This is a genomic window from Longispora urticae, from assembly GCF_053902585.1.
Window position 1 is genome coordinate 1 of record NZ_JAQZSH010000018.1, and the last position, 20,268, is coordinate 20,268.

The following is a 20,268-nucleotide window of genomic DNA, read 5'->3' on the forward strand; positions in this document are numbered from 1 at the left end:
GGGGGGGGGGGGGCGGGGCCCGTCCGCCGCCACCGTTCGGGGCTACTTCGCGTCGAGGACGTCCACCACGAACCGCAGCGTCCCGGTCGGCCGGCCGCTGCTCGGGTCGTCCCCGTACGCCAGGCTGGACGGGATGTCGAGCTGCACCCGGCTGCCGACCTTGACCCCGACCAGGCCCTGGTCCCAGCCCTTGATGACCCCGCCGGCGCCCAACTGGAAGCTGTACGGCTGGCCGCGCTTCCAGGACGCGTCGAACTCGGTGCCGTTGGCGAACTGCACGCCGACGTAGTTCACGCTGATCGTCTGGCCGGCTTTGGTCTCCGGACCCGTACCGGTGATCAGCGGGGTGACCTTGAGTTCGGTGATCGTTCCGGTACCGGCCGTGACGACCGGTTTGGTCTTCAGGGCCGGGTCCAGGGCGACGGCGGAGGCCGACGGGTTCACCTTGGGGGTGGTGTCCGAGCCGCCCGTGACCAGGAGGGCGACGCCGCCGACCACGACGAGGACCGCCAGCGCGCTCAGCCCGACGATCCACACCCGGCGCTTGCGCGCGGCCGCCTCGCGTGCGGCGACGGCCCTGGCCGCGGCCTCGCGCTTCGCCACGCGTCGGGGGTTCGCCGGACTCTTCTCCGACGGGTTCGTTACCGGGTTGCCCACGTGCTCCTCCTCAGGTCGTGCTCGGATGCTACGGGTTGGCGCGCACCGCCGCCTACCCCGCCGGACCCTAGCGGGATCCGGCCTCCCGGGCCACGCCCTCCAGGCGTTCGCGGTAGGTCCGCCAGTATCCCCGGTCGCCGGGGGCCATGTTGTCGTCGTGTTCGCCGTACCCGACGGCCCCGTCGATGTGCTCCCGGACGATGTCGGCCTGCCCGGCGTGCCGGTGCGTCTCGGCGATCACGTGCACCAGGACCCGGTGCAGCGTGACCGCGCCGCCCGGACCCCACCACGGGACCCTGCCGGGCGCGTCGACTTTGAGCGCGTCGATCGTGGCGTCGGAGTGCGCCCAGGCCCTGCGGTACAGCCCCGTGATGTCGTCGCGGGACTCCTCGGCGGTGGCCCACATGTCCGCGTTGGGCTCGGCGTCCACCCCCATCCAGGGCAGCGCCTCCCCGAACGGCCGGCCGAAGGTGTCCCCGAAATACCCGATCTCGCACCCCGCCACGTGCTTGACCAACCCCAGCAGATTGGTACCGGTGGGGGTGAGCGGCCGGCGCGCGTCGTACTCCGAGAGGCCGTCGAGTTTCCAGAGCAGCGCCTCGCGGCCGGCGCGCAGATACCGGTGGAGGTCAGCCTTGAGGTCCGGTCCAGTCATGTCGGACATCGTGCCACCGACCCCCGACAGGAATCCGGAGAACGCCCTCGGGTGGTCGGCCCCGGCACCGGTCTCAGCCGTACCGCCCGGCGAGCGCGGCGCCGATCGCCGCCAGGTGGTCCCGCACCCCCGGCGGGCCGGTCACCTCGATCCACTCGACCAGCCCGGCGAGCTCACCGGCGACCATGTACTCGTCGTGGCCGCGGATCACGACCTCGATCCGCCCGTCGGGGGTGGCGCCTCCCACCTCCAGCCGATCGCCGAGCCCGATCCGGAGCACGCCGATCCCGTGGGGTACGCACACCGCCCGGACCTCCAGGGGCGTCCGCCTGCGCTCCACCTCGTCGGCGATCTCGCGCCAGCTCCCGGCGAGGTCGAAGTCGCCGGGGCGGCGCACGGGATCCTCGGTCGGGTCGGCGGACGACACCCGGTCGATCCGGAAGGTCCGCCGGCCGCCCTCGGTGTCGGCGACCAGGTACCACGACGGACCTTTGGCGACGATGCCCAGCGGGTGGACGGTTCTCCCGGTCTCGACGCCTTCGCGGTCGAGGTAGCCGAGCCGCACCTGGACGCCGCGGATCACCGCGTCCTGGAGCTCGTCGAGGAAACGCGGTGGTCGGGGTTCGATCCGACCGGCCCCCCATCGCCGCGGGTCCACGACCAACGACGCCGCCGCCGCCTCGGCCTGCACCCGGAAGGGCTCCGGCAGGGCCTGGACGAGCTTGCGCAACGCCGCCCGCACCGCAGGCGTCGCCGCCGAGGCCGGGCCGGCGACCAGGAACAGGGCGCGGGCCTCGCCCGCGGTCAACCCGGACAGGTCGGTGCGGGCGCCGCCCACGAGGCGCCAGCCGCCGCCGCGGCCCCGCAGGGAGTACAGGGGCACCCCGGCCATGGCCAGGGCGTCGAGGTCGCGGCGGGCGGTGCGCTCGGAGACCTCCAGTTCCCGGGCGACCTCCGCCGCCGTCACCCGCTCGCGCCGTTGCAGCAGGAGGAGGACGGCCACCAGCCGGTCGGTTCGCATACCGGCAACACTGTCACCGAAACCGGTCATGGGGTGACCGGTTTCGGTCCGCAGGATGGTGCCATGACCTCACCGACGAGAAACACCAGCCGCGACCGTGTCGACCCGGCGCCGACCGATTTTCCCGAGCCCACCCTGATCGCGGTCAACGGTGTGCGGCTCGAAGTCTTCGAAGCGGGCCGACACAACGCGGGACGGCCCGTCGTCCTCTGCCACGGCTGGCCGGAGCACGCCCATTCCTGGCGCTATCAGGTGCCCGCCCTGGTCGCGGCGGGCTACCACGTCCTCGTCCCGAACCAGCGGGGCTACGGAAACTCCTCCCGCCCGGCCGAGGTGACTGACTACGACATCGAACACCTGACGGGCGACCTCACCGCGCTTCTCGACCACTACGGATACGAGAACGCCACCTTCGTCGGTCACGACTGGGGTGCGGCCGTCGTCTGGGGGCTGACGCTGTTGCACCCGCACCGTGTCGACAAGGTGATCAACTTGAGCCTGCCCTACCTCGATCGCGGGGAACGACCCTGGATCGAGGCCATGGAGGCCGTGCTGGGCGGCGACTTCTACTTCGTCCACTTCAACCGGCGGCCGGGCGTCGCGGACGCCGTGTTCGACGAGCACACCGCCCAGTTCCTCCGCAACCTCTACCGGAAGAACGTGCCGCCCGCAGAGCCTCAGCAGGGTATGGCGCTGATCGATCTCGCCCGGGCGGAGACACCACTCGGTGAGCCCGTCATGAGCGACAGCGACCTGGCCGTCCTCGTCTCCGCCTTCGAGACGTCAGGGTTCACGGGCGGCGTCAACTGGTACCGGAACCTCGACCGCAACTGGCACCTGCTGGCGGACGTGGACCCGGTCATCCACCAGCCCACCCTCATGATCTACGGCGACCGGGACGTGGTCGCGAGGTCGGAGAACCTGGCGGAGTTCGTACCCCGTGTGGAGGTGGTCAGCCTGGACTGCGGTCACTGGATCCAGCAGGAGCTGCCGGAGGAGACGAACCGGGTGATCCTCCGGTGGCTGGACCGGCACGACGCCGGCTAGGGCTTCGTGAGCGGGCCCAGAGCCACTCGGGGTCGGAGGACGGTGGGTGGCCGTCCTTCGACCCCACGGCCCCTAGTGCCGGTTGGCCAGGTGGGAGAAGTACTCCTGGCGGCTCAGCGGGTTGCGGTCGGTGCGCGGTCGCGACGGGGGTTCGCCGTGCACCGGCCGGTACCCGTCGAACTCCGTCAGGAACACGTAGTCGCCGTGGGCCAGCCCCGGCAGGTGCTTCTCGAAGCCGTGCACCCGCCCGGCCGGGATCGTGCCGACCAGCCGGCCCGTGCCGCCCCGCACCGTCGACCCGGCCAGGGCGCCCTGCGCGTCGACCAGCCGGGACAGCACCGCGCCGATCCGGTCGGCCGGCACCTCCAGCTCGAACCGGTGCACCGGCTCCAGCACCTCGGTCCCGGCCTCCCGCAGCGCCGCCATCACCACCAGCGGCGCGCAGTTGCGGAAGTCGGCCGCGTTGCTGATCGGCGCCCAGTAGCCGCTGTGGGTCAGCGTCACCGCGCAGTCGACCACCTGCCAGCCGTGCAGGCCCTGGCGGAGCGCGGACCGCAGCCCCTCCTCCAGCGCGTGCCGGTACGGCGGCAGCAGCGAACCCGGCTCCACCTCCAGCCCGTACGTGATCCCCGAACCGGGCGGCCCCGGCTCGACCCGCAGCCCGACCGTCGCCAGGAACCCGTCGGCCCGCGCGCTGATCATCTCGACGAACGCGCCGGTGCCGACCGGCCGCTCCACGCAGATCGGCCGGGTCTCGGCGAACTCGACCGCCAGCCCGTACGTCTCCGCGAGGGTGGTCGCGACGACCTCCTTCTGGACCTCGCCGTACAGCCGGATCGACAGCTCCGCGCCGTCCTCCTTGCGGATGTCGATCAGCGGGTCCTGTTCGGCGAGGCGGCGCAGGGCGGCGAACAGTTCGGTCGGGCGGTCCGAGCGGATCACGGTCTCCAGGGTCGGCGGGGCGAAGAACGCGGTGTCCGCCGGGTCACCCGTACCCAACTGGTCGCCGATCTGGATGTCCTTGAGGCCCGTGATCCGGGCGATCGTGCCCGGGTGCGCGGTCGTGTCCGCCGTGCCCGCCCCGTCGGCGAAGACCCGGACGGCGGTGACCTTGCCCTCGCGTTCGACCAGCCCGCCGGTGCTGTCCCGGCGGTGGTACGCGACGTGCTGCCGGGCCTCCAACGTGCCGGCGAACACCCGGACGTAGGCGACCTTCTCCCCCGCCCGCCCGCGCTCGATCTTGAACACGGTGGCGCGCAGGTCCGGACCACCCGGGGCGGCCGGCGGCAGGAGTTCGCGGACCCCGGCCAGCAGGGCGGACACACCCTCGCCGGTGATGGCCGAGCCGAAGAACACCGGGTACACCAGTGCCCCGCCCGTCTGGCGGACCAGCTCGGCGCGGGCCAGTGCTGGCGGCACCGGTCCGTCGAGGAACGCGGCCAGCAGCGGGTCGCTGTGGTCGGCGAGGACCTCCGCGTCCGGGGGCCTCGGGGCCGTGCGGGCGCGGGGTGAGCCGATGTCGGTGACCGTGCTCAGCGGCAGGATCCGGGGGGTGAGCCGTTCCCGGATGCTGTCGAGCAGCTCCTCCTCGGTGGCGCCCGTCCGGTCGATCTTGTTGGCGAAGATCAGCACGGGCAGGCCGAGGCGGGTCAGGGTCCGCATCAGCACCCGGGTCTGGGGCTGCACGCCTTCCACGGCGGACACGACGAGCACGACCCCGTCGAGGACCCGCAGCGCCCGCTCCACCTCGGCGATGAAGTCCGGGTGCCCCGGGGTGTCGATCAGGTTGACCCGCAGGTCGTCGACCGTGAAGGACACGACGGCGGACTGGATGGTGATGCCCCGGCGGCGCTCGAGGTCGAGCGAGTCGGTCGTGGTGCTGCCGGCGTCGACGCTGCCGATCCGGTGGATGACCCCGGTCTCGAACAGCAGCCGCTCGGTCAGGCTGGTCTTACCCGCGTCGACATGGGCGAGAATTCCGATGTTCAACGTCTTCATAGAACGTGGTCTCCACTGGTGCGATCGATCGGCCCTTTCCGTAGGTGACGTCGATCTTTCGCCGCATGTCGACTCCCTGACTCGGTGATGGCTGACCAGTGGTGGGGCGAGTGTAGACGGGTGCGGGCCGGGGCGCGCGGCAGTTTTTCCGGGCGGCCCGGTGCCGCCGGGCCGTGGCCGGCCGGCATGGGCCCGTGCGCCCCGGGCGCGGTGGAAACCCGAAACACCCCGAGACGGGTACCTACGGCACGGGGACGTACTCCCGTTCCGGGTGCCGCAGCCGGGCCGGCGTGAACAGTGCCGACAGCGCGAACAGCAACACGAGCCCGCCGCCCACCACCGCCGCGATCCGCACCCCGTGCCCGGCCGCCACCGCCGTCAGCACGACCGCGCCGATCGGGCCGAGCGCGTAGTGCAGGGTCCAGAACGCGGACGTGACCCGGCCGAGGAGGTGGTCGGGCGTGATCTGCTGGCGCAGCGACATGGACACGGTGCCGGCGATCGTGAGGCCGAAGGAGTACAGCGCGGCGGCGGCGCCCAGGGCGTACACGTTGCCGACCAGGCCGTAGGACACGATGGCGAGCGCGGCGACCCCGGTGCCGCCGATCCAGCACGTGCCGAACCCGAGCCGGCGGCGCAGCACCCCGACCAGCACCGCGCCGAGGATGCCGCCGGCCCCCGCGCCGGACAGCACGGAGCCGACGACCACGTCGGGCTGGCCGAGTTCGCCCTTGAGCCGGAAGATGAGCAGGTCCACGGCGCCCAGGGTGACGAACAGGACCCCGGTCAGCACGATGGTGAGGCTGCGCAGGACGGGCTGGGCCCACAGGAACCGGGCCCCGGCGAACAGCCGCCGGACCGGCCCGCCGTCCTCGGGGGCGCGTTCGACGGCGCGGAACCGGATCACCGACAGGCACAGTGCCGAGGCCAGGAAGCTCACCGCGTCCACGCCGAGCGCGTTGGCCGGTCCCACCCAGGCCGCCAGCCCCGCGGCGGCGGCCGGTCCGAGCACGGCGAACACCGCGAACGTGGTGTGCAGCCGGCCGTTGGCCTCGGTGACCTGGTCGCGGTCGACGAGGTTCGGGACGGCGGTGACATAGCTGACCTGGAACAGCATGTCGAACACGGCGGCCACGGGCATGAGCACGAACAACAACCAGGGCCGCGGCCCGAAGGCCCAGATGACGGGTACCGCGCCGTAGAGCGCCGCCCGGGCCACGTCCGCCCCGATCATGAGCGTCCGGCGGTCGAACCGGTCGACGACGGAGCCGGCGAACAGTCCGGTCAGGACGCTGCCGACCGTGACCAGGCCGGTGAGCAGGCCCATCTGGACGACGGAGCCGGTGGCCTGGAGCACGAGCAGCGGCACCGCGATGGTGGTGATGGAGCTGCCGGCGACCGACAGGGTCTGACCGAGCCAGAAGATCATGAACGGTCGGTTCCGTCGGAGCACCATGATCCGACATCACACACGGTGGAGCCGCCCGGCGCCAGCCGATTACCGCGGGCCCGCGGTGACTGGCCGCCGCGGTGGGCCGACCGGGACGACGGCCGGACCGGGGTACCCGCCCGCGACAGGAGGGCTGGCCATACCCGGGGGCGGGTCCCCAGCACTACCTCGTGATGGTCACTGGCTGTATTGATGGGCCGATCCCGGGCCGGCAGGCTGAACGGGACCGGATTTCCGAGCGGCCGAGCGGGTCGCACGAGGAGGACTCCCCCATGCGTTCCGACCAGTCCCACCGCGTCCGCAGGGCGACAGGGCCCCGGCGGGCCGTCGCGTTGGTGGCCATGATCGCCGCCGCCCTGGCGTTCGGGGGCACGCTGCCGTCGACCACGACGCTGGCCGGCGGCCCCGGGGACTCCGTGCGGCAGGGGGTCGTCCGGCTGGCGCACGAGGACCGGGACCCCGCCGCGCCCGGTGCCGACGACCCGACCCGGAACTGCGCGGTCGCCGTCACCACGGACGCTCCGACCGTGGGGAAGGGCCCCGACGTGCCCGCCGTCACCGGGGACGCCGGGTCGGCGCCGAGGACCGGGGTGACCCCGCACGGCGACGGGTCGGTGTCAGGGCCCGATGCGCCCCCGCTCCGCGACGGGTCGAAGTCGGGGCCCGCGGCGACCCAGCGCTGCGACGGGGCCGGCCGGGGCTCCCTGCGGCCCTGGAGCCTGCTCAGGCAGCTCGGCGCCAGCCTCCTGCGTTCCTGGTTCTGAAGCACCACGGGCGGCCCCGGGCACCGCGTCCGGATCCGACTCACGACGGAACCGGGCGGCGCGGTAGCCGAGGTCGCCCGGCGTGGCCCGCTCCCCTGCCGGCGGCCGGCGGGGCGCATGGGTGCGTACCCGGCAAAAGGGGTTGCGGGGGTTGTCATGATGGCCGCATGACGTGGACAGCACCCGACGTAGCGCGGGGAACCCGGACGGACATGGCCTGCGGCGAACGCGAGATGCTCGACAACTGGTTGCGGCTCCGCCGGGTGTTCCTGCTCCGCAAGTGCGCCGGCCTGACCGCCGAACAACTGAAGACCGCCTCCGTGGAACCGTCCCCACTGACGCTGCTCGGCCTGCTGCGACACCTCGCGGAGGTCGAGCGCTTCTGGTTCCGGGAGAAGTTCCTGCACGAGGAACTGCCCGCGCTGTATGTCACCGACGAGCACGAGGACGGCGACTTCGACCTGGTGGCCGACGCCGACGCCGAGGCGGACTACGCCACGTTCCTCGCGGAGACGGCCGCCTGCGACGCCGCGGTGGCGGACATCGACCTCGACGAGCTGTCCGACGACCCGGGCGCGCCGACCGGCAAGGTCAGCCTCCGGTGGGTCTACATCCACCTCCTGGAGGAGTACGCGCAGCACACCGGGCACGCCGACCTGATCCGGGAGCGGGTGGACGGCGGCACGGGAGCCTGACCCTGTGGTTCCGGTGCCCCTGGACGGGATCCGTCCGGGGGCATCCTGCTGTCCGGGGACGACCGGGAGCTCCGCCGGCTGTCCGGGGACGGCCGGGCGCTCCGGGGGCGGCCGGGCGCTCCGGGCGCTTCGCCGACTGTCCGGGATCGGCCGGGTGCCCCGCCGGCCGTCGCGGGGAGGACCCGAGGCGCTCCGCTCGCCCGGGGCGTTCCGCCGGTCCGCGGGACCCGACGCTGCGGGCCGGTACCCCCGAGACCTCTCGCACATAGTGGCGTTCATTCGCACAGCCCCGTGTTAGAAATGGGTCATGCGGGTGGCGAACAGGTGGGACCTGACCCTGCGCCTGGTCCAGGGCGCCGGCCGGGTGACGGTCGCGGAGCTGGCCCAACGGCTCGGCGTCTCCGAGATGACGGTCCGCCGCGACCTCGACGAGCTGGAACGCCAGGGCCTGGTCACCCGCGTGCACGGCGGCGCGGTGGCCACCCGTTCCCGCGAGGAGGAGGCCGGGTTCACCGCCCGGGAGGGCTGGCAGTCCGCCACCAAGGACCGGCTCGGCGCGGCAGTGGCCGACCTGGTCCCGACCGGCTCGACGGTGCTCCTCGACGCGGGCACCACCACCGTGCACGTCGCCGCGCACCTCGCCGCCCGCGCGCCGCTCACCGTGGCCGTGCTCAGCCTCCAGGCGGCGGTGCGGCTGGCCGACCTGCCGGGGATCCGGCTCCTGATCGTCGGCGGCGAGTCCCGGCCGGGTGAGCGGTCCCTGGTCGGCCCGCTGGCGGTGCGGGCGATCGCCGCGCTGGCGTTCGACGTGTTCGTGATGTCCATCGGCGGGGTGCACGCCCGGCACGGCTGGTCCGAGTTCTCCATGGACGACGCCGCCGTGAAACAGGCCGGGCTCCTCCAGGCCACCCGCACCGTGGCCGTCGCCGACGCCACCAAGCTCGGGGTCCGCGCGTTCAGCCAGGTCGCGACGCTCGACGCCGTGGACACGTTCGTCACCGACACCGCGGCCGACGACCCCGCCACCCACCCCATGGGGCCCGAGACCCTGGCCGCCCTGCGCGAGGCGGGGGTCGAAACGATCCTCGCCTGACAGAACCCCTCTGAGGAGTACGGAGTGACGCTGTGCCCGAGCAACCGCTGATGATCCTGGTCGCCGGCCCGTACCGGTCGGGGACCGGCGACGACCCCGCCCTACTCGCCGCGCACGCCCGCGCGATGCACGAGACCGCCCTCGTCCTGTTCCGGGCCGGGCACCTGGCCGTGACCGGCGAGGCCCTGGCGCTCCCGCTGCTGGAGGTGGCCGGCAGCGTCCGGCCCGGGGACCCGCCGTTCGACGAGATCTTCCATCCCGTGGCCGAGCGGCTGCTGGCCCGGTGCGACGCGGTGCTGCGGATCGGCGGGCCCTCCGCCGGGGCCGACCTGATGGTCGAGCAGGCCCGGGCGGCCGGGAAGACCGTCTTCACCGGGCTCGCCGAGATCCCGGTGCGGACATGACCGGGGACCGGGAACAGCGGGTCGCGCGCGAGGCGGTGGCCGGGGACGGGCGGCGCCTGCACGACGCGTACGTGGCGAAGGTGAACTCCGCCGTCGCGGCCGGTCGGGAGGAGCTGGTCGCGGAACTCGTGGCGCGGTACGGGCGGGAGTCGCGGACCGGGCCGACCCGGCAACAGCCCGGGGCCCTGCCGCGGTGACTGGACAGGTGCGCGGGGATCAGGAGACCAGGCGCCACTGCTGATTCGCGGCGCCCGAGCAGAAGTCGCTGCTGACCTGCTGGTCGGGGCCGTTGCTGACCAGGCAGATGTTGGTGGTGGCGTTCTCGATGCGGCGGGTCTGCGGGTCGTAGTTCCAGTAGGAGCGCTGCCAGTCCTGCTCCCACGTACCCAACTGGACGTTGTTGTCGAAGTTGCGGCTCAGCTGCAGGGTGCTCGCGTTCCTCGGCACGACCACGTAGTCCCGGCGCCCGTTCGCGTCCTTGCCCTGGGCGAAGGTCCAGCGCTGCCCGGGCTGGTTCCGCCACGCCCGGGTGGCCACCGCCGCGCCGCTGCCGGTGCCGGTCGCGCTGAGCACCGCGCCGTCCTGGGCGCTGACGATCACGGCGTCCGCCGGGTTGAAGGGGCCGTTGGGCAGACCCGATCCGGGTACCGGCCTGGTCTCCGGCGGACGCTGACTCGGGTTGCTTCCCGGGGTACCGCCGGGGCCTGTGGTGGCGCCCGGGACCTGGCCGCCCGGGACGGGGCTCGCACCGGGACTCGTTCCGGGGGTCTGGCCGCCGGCCGGATTGCCGCCCGGTTCCGCGACATGCCCCGCCGAAGGAGTGCCGCCGACCGCTCCGTCGGATCCGGGGGTGCCGGAGGCTCCCGGGGTGCCCCGTGGGCCGGCCAGGTCGCTGGCCAGGTAGCCCGCGAACAGGAGAACCACGGCGGCCGTCACGGCGGCGACGAGTAGGGCACGCCGGTTGCGCCGGGGTGCTGGAGGGGGCAGGGCCGGGCTAGGGGGTGTCGCCGCTGGCGGTGGCCCGGACGGGTCGGCCACAGTGCTGACTGGAACATCGACCTGGGTTGACTCGGCCTCGCCGACAGACGGTAGAGGCGCCGACGACGGCGCTGTCACCGTCGCGGCCTCGGACGCACCGGCCCGGCCACCGACGGCCGGACGCACCTGTTCCGGCTGCGCCAGGGATGCGGAGACCGCCTCCGCCTCCGGCACCGCCTCCGCCTCCGGCACCGGTGCAGTGGATGCCTCGGTCACCTCAGCCAGGGTCGGGTCCGGCGACACCACCGAAACTGCCTCCGGCACGTCGGTTCGGGTCGGCGCCGTCTCGACCACGTCGACCGTCGGACCGGCCGGACCACCGGGTGCGGCTTTCCCCATGTCGACCAGGGCCCGCAAGGGGGCGTCCGCCTGTGCCCGTCCGGTGCCGGCTGACACCGTCGAAGCCACATCGGCACGATCCGGCACGATCAGATCCGACCCGGCGACTGCCGGTGCCGAGATCGCCTCGGCGCCTGCCGACGCCATCGAGGACAACACAGTGTCCGCCGTCGGCTCCGACCCGACCTCAGCCCGCGTCGAGGTCTCGTCGGTGCCGACCGGAACGGTCGGAGCGGGCGCGTCGTCCGCCGGCACGGTCCCGGCGTCGGCGGCCGGCCGCACCGCGGTCGCCGCTGCGGCGTCGACCGTCGCGGCGAGCCCCCCAGGTCGCGGCGGCACATCGGGTCGCGGTGACACGGTCGACGCGTCCGACGCCGCGTCCACCAGCGTGGCCCCCACCCCCGGGACCACCGCCCCGGAGACCACCGCCCCCGACTCCACGGCGGCGAGCGTGTCCGCCAACCCGGCCGGCAGCCAACTGCCCCCGACCGACGCCGGCCCCCGCCGCGCCTTCCCATAGGCCTCGATCACCGCGTCCGGGGTCGGCCGGCCCGCCGGATCCTTGTCCAGGCAGGCGGCGACCAGGTGCCGGAGCCCCTCGTCGGGGACCGCGCTCAGGTCCGGCTCGCCCTGGGTGATCCGGTAGATCAGCTCGGCCTCGCTCTGCCCCCGGAACGGGGCGGTGCCACCGGCCGCGAAGGCGATCACCGAGCCGAGGGCGAACACGTCGGTGCCGGGGCCGGGGGCGTCGCCGCGCAGCTGTTCGGGCGCCATGTAGGCGGGGGTGCCCATCCGGACACCGGTCTGGGTCAGGCCGTCCTGGACGCCGTCCGCGCGGGCGATCCCGAAGTCGATCACCCGGGGCCCGTCGGTGGCGAGGAGGACGTTGCCCGGCTTGAGATCACGGTGGGTGATGCCGGCGGCGTGGATGGCCTTGAGGGCCTCCGCGATCCCGGCGGCCAGCCTCCAGACGCCCTGGACGGGCAGGGTGCCGTGCCGGGCGACGGCGACGGCGAGGGTCGGGCCCGGGACGAAGGCCGTGGCGAGCCAGGGGCGGTCGGCGGCCGCCTCGTACCGGAGCACGGGGGCCGTGTAGACGCCGTTCACCCGGGCCGCGAGGGTGGCCTCCCGGGCGAACCGGGCCCGGAACGCGGGGTCGCTGGCGTAGGGGTCCTTGACCATCTTGACCGCGACGGGGCGCCCGGCGGGGGTCAGGCCGAAGTACACCCGGCCCATGCCGCCCTCGCCGATCCTGCCCCAGAGCTGGATGTCCCCGGCCATGGCGGGGTCTGCGGTCTCCAGTGGAACCAGGTCGATGCCCAGTTCGGGCAGCGTCGGAGCCGGTTCGTGTCCATGCTCGATCATCCGGTGCCCCCGCCCTCGACCCGACCCCGTTCCGATCGAGCTCGCCGCATACTAACGTCGGTGGACAACAGGGCGGATTTGGCCCTCCGGGTGCCGTCAGGGTGTCCACTGTGCATATTGGGGCCGCTGTCGTGGCCGATCCCCCAAGAAAGACAAAGAAGGAACTTCACCTTTTTGGTACCCGTCTGGTGTTCCGCCCTTGCGGTGGCCGTCCGGGCGACGTGGCACTACTCTCTGTCATGGTCCGGCTCAGGTTCGCCCCGGACGTGTGCAACCCTGGAGACGCATCAATTCAGCGGCGGGTGAAGGAGTCCCTCATGAGCGAGGACCGGATCGAACGCGAAACCCTGATCCAGGCGTCCCTGGAGCGGGTCTGGACGCTGGTGGCCCAGCCCGGTTTCTGGGTGGCCGACCCGGCGAGCCTGCCCGGCACCGTGGCCCGGGAGGGCGAGTCGATGGTGGCGCACAACGCCCAGTACGGGGACTTCCCGGTGCGGGTGGAGAAGGTCGAACCGCCGACCTACCTGGCGTACCGGTGGGCCAGCGCCTACCCGGGCGAGGAACTGCGCGCGGACAACAGCACCCTCGTGGAGTTCACCCTGACCCCGGAGGGCACCGCGACCCGGCTCCGGGTCGTCGAGAGCGGGTTCGCGACCATGGCCGGCTCCGAGGACCTGCGCGAGCGGGCGCTCCGCGACAACTCCGGCGGCTGGCCCGAGGTGCTCGACGCGTTCGCCAAGCGCGCCGAACAGCCACCCGTATGACCGAGGTACGTCGCGGAGACCGCGAGCACGTCGACAGCGTCCTGTCCGCACTGGCCGACCCGACCCGCCGCCAGCTGCTCGACCTCCTGACCGCCCGGGGGGAGGCCACGGCGACGACGCTCGCCGAGGGCTTCCCCGTCTCCCGGCAGGCCGTGCTCAAACACCTCACCATCCTCGACGCGGCCGGCCTGGTCACGAACAGGCGGGTCGGCCGCGAGGTGCGGTACGCGGTGCGGTCGGCGGCGCTGGACTCGACGGCGCGGTGGATGGCCGCGCTGGCGTCCGACTGGGACCGGCGGTTGTCGGTCATCAAGCGGCTGGCGGAGGCGGCGGAGCGGGAGGCGCGCTAGCGGGCGCCCCGGTCGGACGGGGCTGCCACTGACGGCCCCCGGAGTGTGGCCCGCCGCCCGGTTCGAGCGGCAGGCCCCCGGCGTCAGGCCCCGCTGTGGTGGATCATGTCCTCGCGCTCGACGACCTTGACCCGTTCGCGGCCCTCGGCGGCGCCCAGGGCGCGTTCGTGGGCGTCGAGCTGGTTCCAGCCCGCCCAGGTGGTGAAGCGGACGCCCTGGTCGCGCAGGTGGGCGACAACCGCCTCCGGGTCGGGCTCGACGGCGCCGGGCAGGTCGCCCGCCGCGTGGTCTTCGAGCAGGCACGCGACGGTCTCGTTCGCGTCGCCCTTCGTGTGTCCGATCAGGCCGACGGGGCCGCGCTTGATCCAGCCCGTGACGTAGGTGGCCGACTGGTGCGAGCCGTCGGCGGCCAGGACCCGGCCGGCCCGGTTCGGGACGGTGCCCGACACCGGGTCGAACGCGAGTTTGGGCAGCTCGTCGGAGTAGTAGCCGACCGCCCGGTACACGGCCTGCACGTCCCAGTCGGTGACCTTCCCGGTCCCCCGGACGTTGCCGGTGCCGTCGAGCTCGGTGCGCTCGGTCCGCAGGCCCACCACCCGGCCGTCGGCGCCGAGCACCTCGACCGGGGACTCGAAGAAGTGCAGGTAGACCCGGTGCGGGCGGTCGCCGACGTCGCGGATCGCCCAGCCTTCGAGCGTGTTGGCGACCATGTCGACCTGCTTGTTGCCGCGTCGTTCGGCGACGGAGCCCTCGTCGTACTCGATGTCCTCCGGGTCGACGATCACCTCGATGGTCGGCGAGTGGTCGAGTTCGCGCAGCTCCATGGGGCTGAACTTGGCCTGCGCCGGTCCGCGGCGGCCGAAGACGTGCACCTCCACGGCCTTGTTCTCCGCCAGGCCCGCGTGCACGTTCGGCGGGATCTCGGTCGGCAGCAGCTCGGCGGCGGTCTTGGCCAGGATCCGGGCGACGTCGAGGGCCACGTTGCCCACGCCGAGCACCGCGACCCGGGTCGCCTCCAGGGGCCAGGTGCGCGGGACGTCGGGGTGCCCGTCGTACCAGGAGACGAAGTCGGCGGCGCCGTAGGAGCCCTCCAGGCCGATGCCGGGCATGTCCAGGGCCCGGTCGGCCATCGCGCCGGTGGAGAAGACCACGGCGTCGTAGAACCGGTGCAGGTCGTCGAGGGCCAGGTCACCGGGGTAGTCGACGTTGCCGAACAGGCGGATCTGCGGCTTGTCCAGTACCCGGTGCAGGGCGGTGATGATGCCCTTGATCCGCGGGTGGTCGGGGGCCACCCCGTACCGGATCAGCCCGAACGGGGCCGGCATCCGCTCGAACAGGTCGATCGAGACCCCGGGTTCGCGGGCGGCGTCGGACTTCAGCAGGGCGTCCGCGGCGTAGACACCGGCGGGACCGGCTCCGACGATCGCGATCCGGATCGGACGGGTCATGGCGGGGCGTTCCTCGCAGACAGGAAGAGGCGGTTGGGCCGATGTTCGGAGTAAACCCGGGCGGCGGGTCGCGCGGTAGGTGCCGGACTCCGACAAGATCATAGGCAGGGCCTATGGCTTCCGGGCAGGGGCGAGAGGGCGCTCGTGAGGACGATCACAACGCGCCGGGACGGCCCGGGGCAGCGGTGGGCGGCCGGTCCGGAGACGACGCGGGGATGCGGCGGGCCCGCGGTCCGGGACGACCCGCGGTGTGCCGGCGGCTCCGGGCGCGCGGAATTCGCTGGCCCCGGCCGACTAGGATGATCAACAACACTGGTGGAGCCCGGGGCGCGGACGCGCGCCGCCGGGGCCACGCGATCCGGCCACACTCCACCCGAAGAAGGAACACCTCTGTGACTGTCGTGATCCGTGCGGCCCGCCCCGACGAGCTGCCCGCCCTGACCACCCTCGACGACGCCGAGCGCGACGCCGCCACCGCCGACTACCTGACGACCCTGCTCGACCGGGCCTGCACCCGGCCCGAGTGGTGCCTGGTCGCCGAGGACGACGGCGCGCTCGTCGGCAACATCGTGCTGTGGAGCCCGCCCGGGCGCGCCGTACCCGTCGACTTCGTGCTCTTCGAACCCGGCACCGCCGGGCCGGCGCTGCTCGACGCCGCCGCGACCCTGGCCCGCGGGCTCGGCGCCACCGGGCAGGGCCACGTGCTCGACTCCCCCGCCCAGGCCCCGCAGTTCCAGCGCGACCCGGAGCTGCGCGAGGCCCTGCTCGCCGACGCGGGCCTGCACCTCGAACGGGACGGCCGCCGGTTCCAGTGGCGGGCCGAGACCGGCCTGCCCGCGCTGGACCCCCGGCTCACCTGGCGTTCCCTCGCCGAGCTCGGCGAGACCCCCTTCGTCGACCTCTTCGAGGCCGTCCTCTCCGACACGAAGGACGCGATCTTCCTCGCCGACATCGCCGAACACGGCCTGCGGGGCGCCGCCGAACTCAACTTCCGCGACATGCTCGACATGGAACACCAGCCCGACTGGTACGAGATCGGCTACGACGCCGACGGCCTGCCCGCCGCTCTCAGCCTGCCGGCGCGCAACCCGAGCTTCGCCGTGATCGGCCTCGTCGGCGTCGCGCCCACGCACCGGGGCCGGGGGTACAGCACCGATGTGGTGGTCCGGGGGCTGCACGTGCTCGCGGCGACCGGTGAGACCGAGGTGCGCGGTGACTGCGACGCGGCGAACCTGGGGATGTTCCGGTCGTTCGTGAAGGCCGGGTTCGTCAACTTCGCCGACCGGAAGATGTTCGCCCGGAAGCTCTGACGGGTACCGCCGGGCGCCGCCGGCCGGCTCCGGCCGGTTGGCGGCGCCGTGGTCGCGGTCAGTCCAGGGGGCCGTACATCAGGTTGCCGGGCGCGTCCGGGTCCTCGCTGGTCCAGAACTCGCCGGCCGCCCGGAGGAGCTCTGCGGTGTCGAGGACCCCGTCGCCGTCCCGGTCGAGCGCCGCGAAGCCCGCCGCCGTCCGGTCGGGCGGCAGGCCGAAGGTGCGCGCGTACATGTGCTCGAACTCCGCCCGGCTGACCACCCCGTCGCCGTCGGTGTCGGCGGTCAGCATCCAGTAGGACGCGGCGTCGCCGAAGTCGCGGAGGAACGAGTCGCGGTCGGACTCCAGGGCGCCGGTGACCGCCGCCGCGAACTCCTCCGGGCCGAGGGAGCCGTCCGCGCGGCCGAACGGGCGGAAGTACCGCGTCCACAGCGCCATGAACGTGGTGTGCAGGCTGGCCAGGGTGGGCGGGTGGGTGTCGGGGAAGGCACCTTCGAGGCGCCGGGTGACGGCGGCGAAGTCGGACTCCGTCAGGCGGCCGTTGCCGTCGACGTCGAAGTAGCCGAAGCCGCGGTGGAGCTTGCGGCGCAGAACGTCTTCCACGGTGCCTCCCGGGGACTCCTGCCCGCCGACGGGGCGGTCAGAAAGTGATTCTATCGGCGAAAACTCACTTTTGGAATGGCGCGTCGGCCACCCTCACCGGGGCGCGCGGCCGTTGCCCTCGCCTGGTCGGAACGGAGAAGTCGGGTCAGGCGTCCGTAGCGGTGGCCCGCTGGCGGGGCTTCGCGCGGACGTGCATCCGCTCCCCCTGCCGCCCGAACAGGCTGAGGATCTCCACCGGCCGCCCGTCGGCGCTGCTGAACCAGTGCGGCACCCGGGTGTCGAACTCGGCGACCTCACCGGGGCCGAGGACCAGGTCGTGCTCGCCGAGGACGAGCCGCAGCCGGCCGTCCAGCACGTACATCCACTCGTAGCCCTCGTGGGTGCGCGGGTCCGGCTCCGTACCCCGGTCGTTGATGATCATTTTGTAGGCCTGGAGCGGGCCGGGGCCCCGGCTCAGGGGCAGGAACATGCCGCCGTTGGGCATGGCGTGGGGCCGCAGCCGGACCCGGGGGTCGCCCACCTCGGGCGCGCCGACCAGGTCGTCCAGCGGCACGTTGTACGCGCCGGCGAGCGGCAGCAGGAGTTCCAGGCTGGGGCGGCGCTGGCCGGACTCCAGCCGGGACAGGGTGCTCTTGGAGATGCCGGTCGCCTCGGACAGCGCCGCCAGGGTGAGACCACGCTTGGTGCGCAGGGCGCGGAGCCGGGGGGCGACGTCGTCGAGGACCGCTTGGTACGGCGCGGGCTTGTCCATGGGGGCATTCCAACACGCTGTCCCGGAATCGGCAACAGAAGTTGCCAGGGTCACGGGGCGGGTGCACGCTCGTCGACATGAGCCAGCACACCGGATCCGGACACGGACACCAGCACGGACACCACCGCACCGACATCGACTGGGAGGTCATGGCCACCCACCTGGAGCAGAACGGCGAACTGCAGCTGCCCGCCCTCCGCCAGACCGCGGACCGGCTGGGCGGCCTGTTCGGCCCGGACCACGAGGTCGGGCGGGTCCTCGACATCGGCAGCGGACCGGGCGTGATGACCTGCGTCCTCGCGGAGGCCTTCCCCGACGCCACGGCCGTCGCGGTGGACGGCGCGCCCGGCCTGCTGGACCGGGCCCTGGACCGCGCCGGGCGGACCGGCACCGGGGACAGGGTGGCGGTCCTGCACGCCGAACTGCCGGGCGACCTGGACCGGCTCGGCACGGCGGACCTGATCTGGAGCAGCCGCGCGGTGCACCACCTCGGCGACCAGCAGGCGGCCCTGGACGGCCTGGCGGGGATCCTGCGCCCCGGCGGGCTGCTCGCGGTGGCCGAGGGCGGGCTCCCGATGCGGTTCCTGCCCCGGGACATCGGCCTCGGCCGGCCCGGCCTGCAGGCCCGGCTCGACGCGGTCCAGGAGAAGTGGTTCGAGGTGATGCGGACCGAGCTGCCCGACAGCACGTCGGTGCTGGAGGACTGGCCGGAGCTGTTCCGCCGCGCCGGGCTCACCGGGGTCGGGAGCTTCACGACACTGCTCGACCTGCCGGCGCCGCTGGGCGGGACGGGGCGCGCCTACCTGCACGCGCACCTGGTCCGGCTGCGGGAGTCGATGGCCGAGGACCTGGACGCCGAGGACCTGCGGACCCTCGACGTGCTGGTCGACCCGGACGCGCCAGAGGGCATCATGCGCCGGTCCGACGCGTTCCTGCTGACCGCCAGCACGGTGTTCACGGGCGTGCGGGCGGGCGACTGACCACCGGTTCCGCGCCCGGCCCGTCGCCGGCTCCGGGCCGGGCCCACCCGGCCGGGGCCCCGGCCCGCACACCCTCCAGAAAGGAAGGACCACGGTGAAGTCAGTCAGCGTCGCGGCACCCTCCGGACCGACCGTCCGGTGGATCCTCGCCAGCCTGTCGATGTCCATGCTGTTGTCCTCGCTCGGCACCAGCATCGCCAACGTCGGCCTGCCCACGCTGGCGGGTGCGTTCTCCGCGTCCTTCCAGCAGGTCCAGTGGGTGGTCCTCGCCTACCTCCTCGCGGTGACCACCGTGATCGTCAGCGTCGGGCGGCTCGGTGACCTCACCGGCCGCCGACGGCTGCTGCTGGCGGGGATCTCGCTGTTCACGGTGGCCTCGGTGCTGTGCGGCCTGGCGCCCAGCCTGGGGCTGCTGATCGCCGCACGGGCCGTGCAGGGCCTCGGGGCGGCCGTCATGATGGCGCTGACCATGGCGTTCGTCGGCGAGACCGTGCCGAGGGCCCGGACCGGGAGTGCCATGGGGCTGCTCGGGACGATGTCCGCGGTCGGCACGGCGCTCGGCCCGTCGCTGGGCGGCGTCCTGATCGCCGGGTTCGGCTGGCGGGCCCTGTTCCTGGTCAACGTGCCGCTGGGCATCGCGACGCTGCTGCTCGCGCACCGGCACCTGCCGGTCGACCGCCCGGGACCGAAGAGCAGAGCGACATTCGACCATCTGGGTACGGGGCTGCTCGCGCTCACCCTCGCCGCGTACGCGCTCGCCGTGACCCTCGGCCGGGGCGGGTTCGGCGCGCTCAACCTGGCGCTGCTGGCCGCCGCCGTCCTCGGGGCCGGCCTGTTCCTGCGCGCCGAGGCGAGGGCGCCCTCCCCGCTGATCCGGCTGGCGATGTTCCGCGATCCGGTACTGGGCGCCGGCCTGGCCACCAGCGCGCTCGTCTCGACCGTACTCATGGCGACGCTGGTGGTCGGCCCGTTCTACCTGTCCCGCGCGCTCGGCCTCCGCGAGGCCCTCGTCGGGCTCGTCCTGTCGGTCGGCCCGCTCGTCGCCGCGGTGACCGGGGTGCCGGCCGGCCGGATCGCGGACCGGTTCGGCGCACCCAGGATGACGGTCGCCGGGCTGGTGGGGATCGCGGCCGGCTGCGTCCTGCTGGCCGTCCTGCCGGGCACCCTGGGCGTCGCCGGGTACCTCGGGCCGATCGCGGTGGTCACCGTCGGGTACGCGGTGTTCCAGACGGCCAACAACACCGCCGTCATGGCCGACGTGCGCCCGGACCAGCGGGGCGTCGTCTCCGGGATGCTGAACCTGTCCCGCAATCTCGGGCTGGTCACCGGCGCGTCCGTGATGGGGGCGGTGTTCGCGCTGGCCTCGGCCACGGACGATGTCGCGACCGCGGGCCCGGGGGCGGTCGGCACGGGGATGCGGGTCACGTTCGCGGTGGCGGCGGTGCTGATCGGGGGCGCGCTCGCCCTGGCCGTCCGGGGCCGGGCGCGCGCCGGGCACCCGGACCGCAGCCCGTAGCCGCGGGTGCGGGGCCCGG

At 73.5% G+C, this 20,268-nt stretch carries 20 protein-coding genes; 11 read left to right on the top strand and 9 right to left on the bottom strand.

The genetic code is table 11. The features are described 5' to 3' along the window. Positions 1-42 precede the first annotated feature (42 nt). The 3 genes from PT931_RS08385 to PT931_RS08395 form a co-directional block, all read right to left on the bottom strand. Positions 43-657 carry an FKBP-type peptidyl-prolyl cis-trans isomerase gene (locus PT931_RS08385; protein ID WP_456245113.1) on the bottom strand — a complete coding sequence of 205 codons (615 nt, stop codon included), beginning with the start codon at positions 655-657 and terminating at the stop codon, positions 43-45. 67 nt (positions 658-724) lie between these two features. Continuing rightward, positions 725-1,312, bottom strand: a complete 588-nt coding sequence (locus tag PT931_RS08390; protein ID WP_456245114.1) for a DinB family protein — start codon at positions 1,310-1,312, stop codon at positions 725-727. 73 nt (positions 1,313-1,385) lie between these two features. Beyond that, positions 1,386-2,333 (bottom strand): helix-turn-helix transcriptional regulator, encoded by a 948-nt coding sequence (locus PT931_RS08395; RefSeq protein ID WP_456245115.1) that lies wholly within the window; start codon positions 2,331-2,333, stop codon positions 1,386-1,388. Positions 2,334-2,396: 63 nt separating this feature from the next. On the opposite strand from PT931_RS08395, the gene PT931_RS08400 reads away from it, so the two are divergent. Continuing rightward, a complete protein-coding gene (locus PT931_RS08400) occupies positions 2,397-3,380 on the top strand; it encodes an alpha/beta fold hydrolase (RefSeq protein ID WP_456245116.1) in 984 nt (327 codons plus the stop codon). Between the two features lie 72 nt (positions 3,381-3,452). Here the strand turns inward: PT931_RS08400 and PT931_RS08405 are convergent, their stop codons facing one another. Both PT931_RS08405 and PT931_RS08410 read right to left on the bottom strand, forming a co-directional pair. Next, on the bottom strand, positions 3,453-5,378 hold the full coding sequence (locus PT931_RS08405) for a GTP-binding protein (protein WP_456245117.1): 1,926 nt from the start codon (positions 5,376-5,378) through the stop codon (positions 3,453-3,455). Between the two features lie 241 nt (positions 5,379-5,619). After that, a complete protein-coding gene (locus PT931_RS08410) occupies positions 5,620-6,834 on the bottom strand; it encodes an MFS transporter (protein ID WP_456245118.1) in 1,215 nt (404 codons plus the stop codon). Between the two features lie 266 nt (positions 6,835-7,100). On the opposite strand from PT931_RS08410, the gene PT931_RS08415 reads away from it, so the two are divergent. The 5 genes from PT931_RS08415 to PT931_RS08435 all read left to right on the top strand — a co-directional run bounded on the left by PT931_RS08415 (position 7,101) and on the right by PT931_RS08435 (position 9,981). Next, entirely contained in the window at positions 7,101-7,592 is a 492-nt protein-coding gene (locus PT931_RS08415; protein WP_456245119.1) for a hypothetical protein, read from the top strand. 167 nt (positions 7,593-7,759) lie between these two features. Then, complete coding sequence (locus PT931_RS08420) at positions 7,760-8,287, top strand: DinB family protein (protein ID WP_456245120.1); 528 nt, start codon at positions 7,760-7,762, stop codon at positions 8,285-8,287. Between the two features lie 307 nt (positions 8,288-8,594). Further along, complete coding sequence (locus PT931_RS08425; protein ID WP_456245121.1) at positions 8,595-9,380, top strand: DeoR/GlpR family DNA-binding transcription regulator; 786 nt, start codon at positions 8,595-8,597, stop codon at positions 9,378-9,380. Positions 9,381-9,412: 32 nt separating this feature from the next. Continuing rightward, positions 9,413-9,784, top strand: coding sequence for a DUF4406 domain-containing protein (locus tag PT931_RS08430; RefSeq protein WP_456245122.1), 372 nt, complete (start codon positions 9,413-9,415; stop codon positions 9,782-9,784). After that, on the top strand, positions 9,781-9,981 hold the full coding sequence (locus tag PT931_RS08435; protein ID WP_456245123.1) for a hypothetical protein: 201 nt from the start codon (positions 9,781-9,783) through the stop codon (positions 9,979-9,981). Before PT931_RS08430 ends, PT931_RS08435 begins: the two co-directional genes overlap by 4 nt. 19 nt (positions 9,982-10,000) lie before the next feature. On the opposite strand, the gene PT931_RS08440 is transcribed toward PT931_RS08435, so the two are convergent. Further along, a complete protein-coding gene (locus PT931_RS08440; protein WP_456245124.1) occupies positions 10,001-12,526 on the bottom strand; it encodes a protein kinase domain-containing protein in 2,526 nt (841 codons plus the stop codon). Positions 12,527-12,843: 317 nt separating this feature from the next. Here PT931_RS08440 and PT931_RS08445 point away from each other — a divergent pair, with 317 nt between their 5' ends. Next, on the top strand, positions 12,844-13,290 hold the full coding sequence (locus tag PT931_RS08445; RefSeq protein ID WP_456245125.1) for an SRPBCC domain-containing protein: 447 nt from the start codon (positions 12,844-12,846) through the stop codon (positions 13,288-13,290). After that, the gene (locus PT931_RS08450; protein WP_456245126.1) at positions 13,287-13,640 is read left to right on the top strand and encodes an ArsR/SmtB family transcription factor; all 354 of its coding nucleotides are present in this window, start codon (positions 13,287-13,289) and stop codon (positions 13,638-13,640) included. The genes PT931_RS08445 and PT931_RS08450 overlap by 4 nt, the downstream gene beginning before the upstream one ends. A gap of 83 nt (positions 13,641-13,723) precedes the next feature. On the opposite strand, the gene PT931_RS08455 is transcribed toward PT931_RS08450, so the two are convergent. Next, positions 13,724-15,088, bottom strand: coding sequence for an FAD-dependent oxidoreductase (locus tag PT931_RS08455; protein ID WP_456245127.1), 1,365 nt, complete (start codon positions 15,086-15,088; stop codon positions 13,724-13,726). 392 nt (positions 15,089-15,480) lie between these two features. Between PT931_RS08455 and PT931_RS08460 the strand changes: the two genes are divergently transcribed. Continuing rightward, positions 15,481-16,398: a mycothiol acetyltransferase gene (locus PT931_RS08460; RefSeq protein WP_456245128.1), complete on the top strand. Its 918-nt coding sequence runs from the start codon at positions 15,481-15,483 to the stop codon at positions 16,396-16,398. A gap of 58 nt (positions 16,399-16,456) precedes the next feature. Here the strand turns inward: PT931_RS08460 and PT931_RS08465 are convergent, their stop codons facing one another. Both PT931_RS08465 and PT931_RS08470 read right to left on the bottom strand, forming a co-directional pair. Further along, complete coding sequence (locus PT931_RS08465) at positions 16,457-17,002, bottom strand: EF-hand domain-containing protein (RefSeq protein WP_456245129.1); 546 nt, start codon at positions 17,000-17,002, stop codon at positions 16,457-16,459. A 145-nt stretch (positions 17,003-17,147) separates the two neighbouring features. Further along, positions 17,148-17,753: a helix-turn-helix domain-containing protein gene (locus PT931_RS08470; protein ID WP_456245130.1), complete on the bottom strand. Its 606-nt coding sequence runs from the start codon at positions 17,751-17,753 to the stop codon at positions 17,148-17,150. A gap of 77 nt (positions 17,754-17,830) precedes the next feature. Here PT931_RS08470 and PT931_RS08475 point away from each other — a divergent pair, with 77 nt between their 5' ends. Together PT931_RS08475 and PT931_RS08480 are read left to right on the top strand one after the other, a co-directional pair. Beyond that, a complete protein-coding gene (locus PT931_RS08475; protein WP_456245131.1) occupies positions 17,831-18,733 on the top strand; it encodes a class I SAM-dependent methyltransferase in 903 nt (300 codons plus the stop codon). Between the two features lie 94 nt (positions 18,734-18,827). Further along, positions 18,828-20,249, top strand: a complete 1,422-nt coding sequence (locus PT931_RS08480) for an MFS transporter (protein WP_456245132.1) — start codon at positions 18,828-18,830, stop codon at positions 20,247-20,249. The last annotated feature ends 19 nt before the right edge of the window (positions 20,250-20,268 follow it).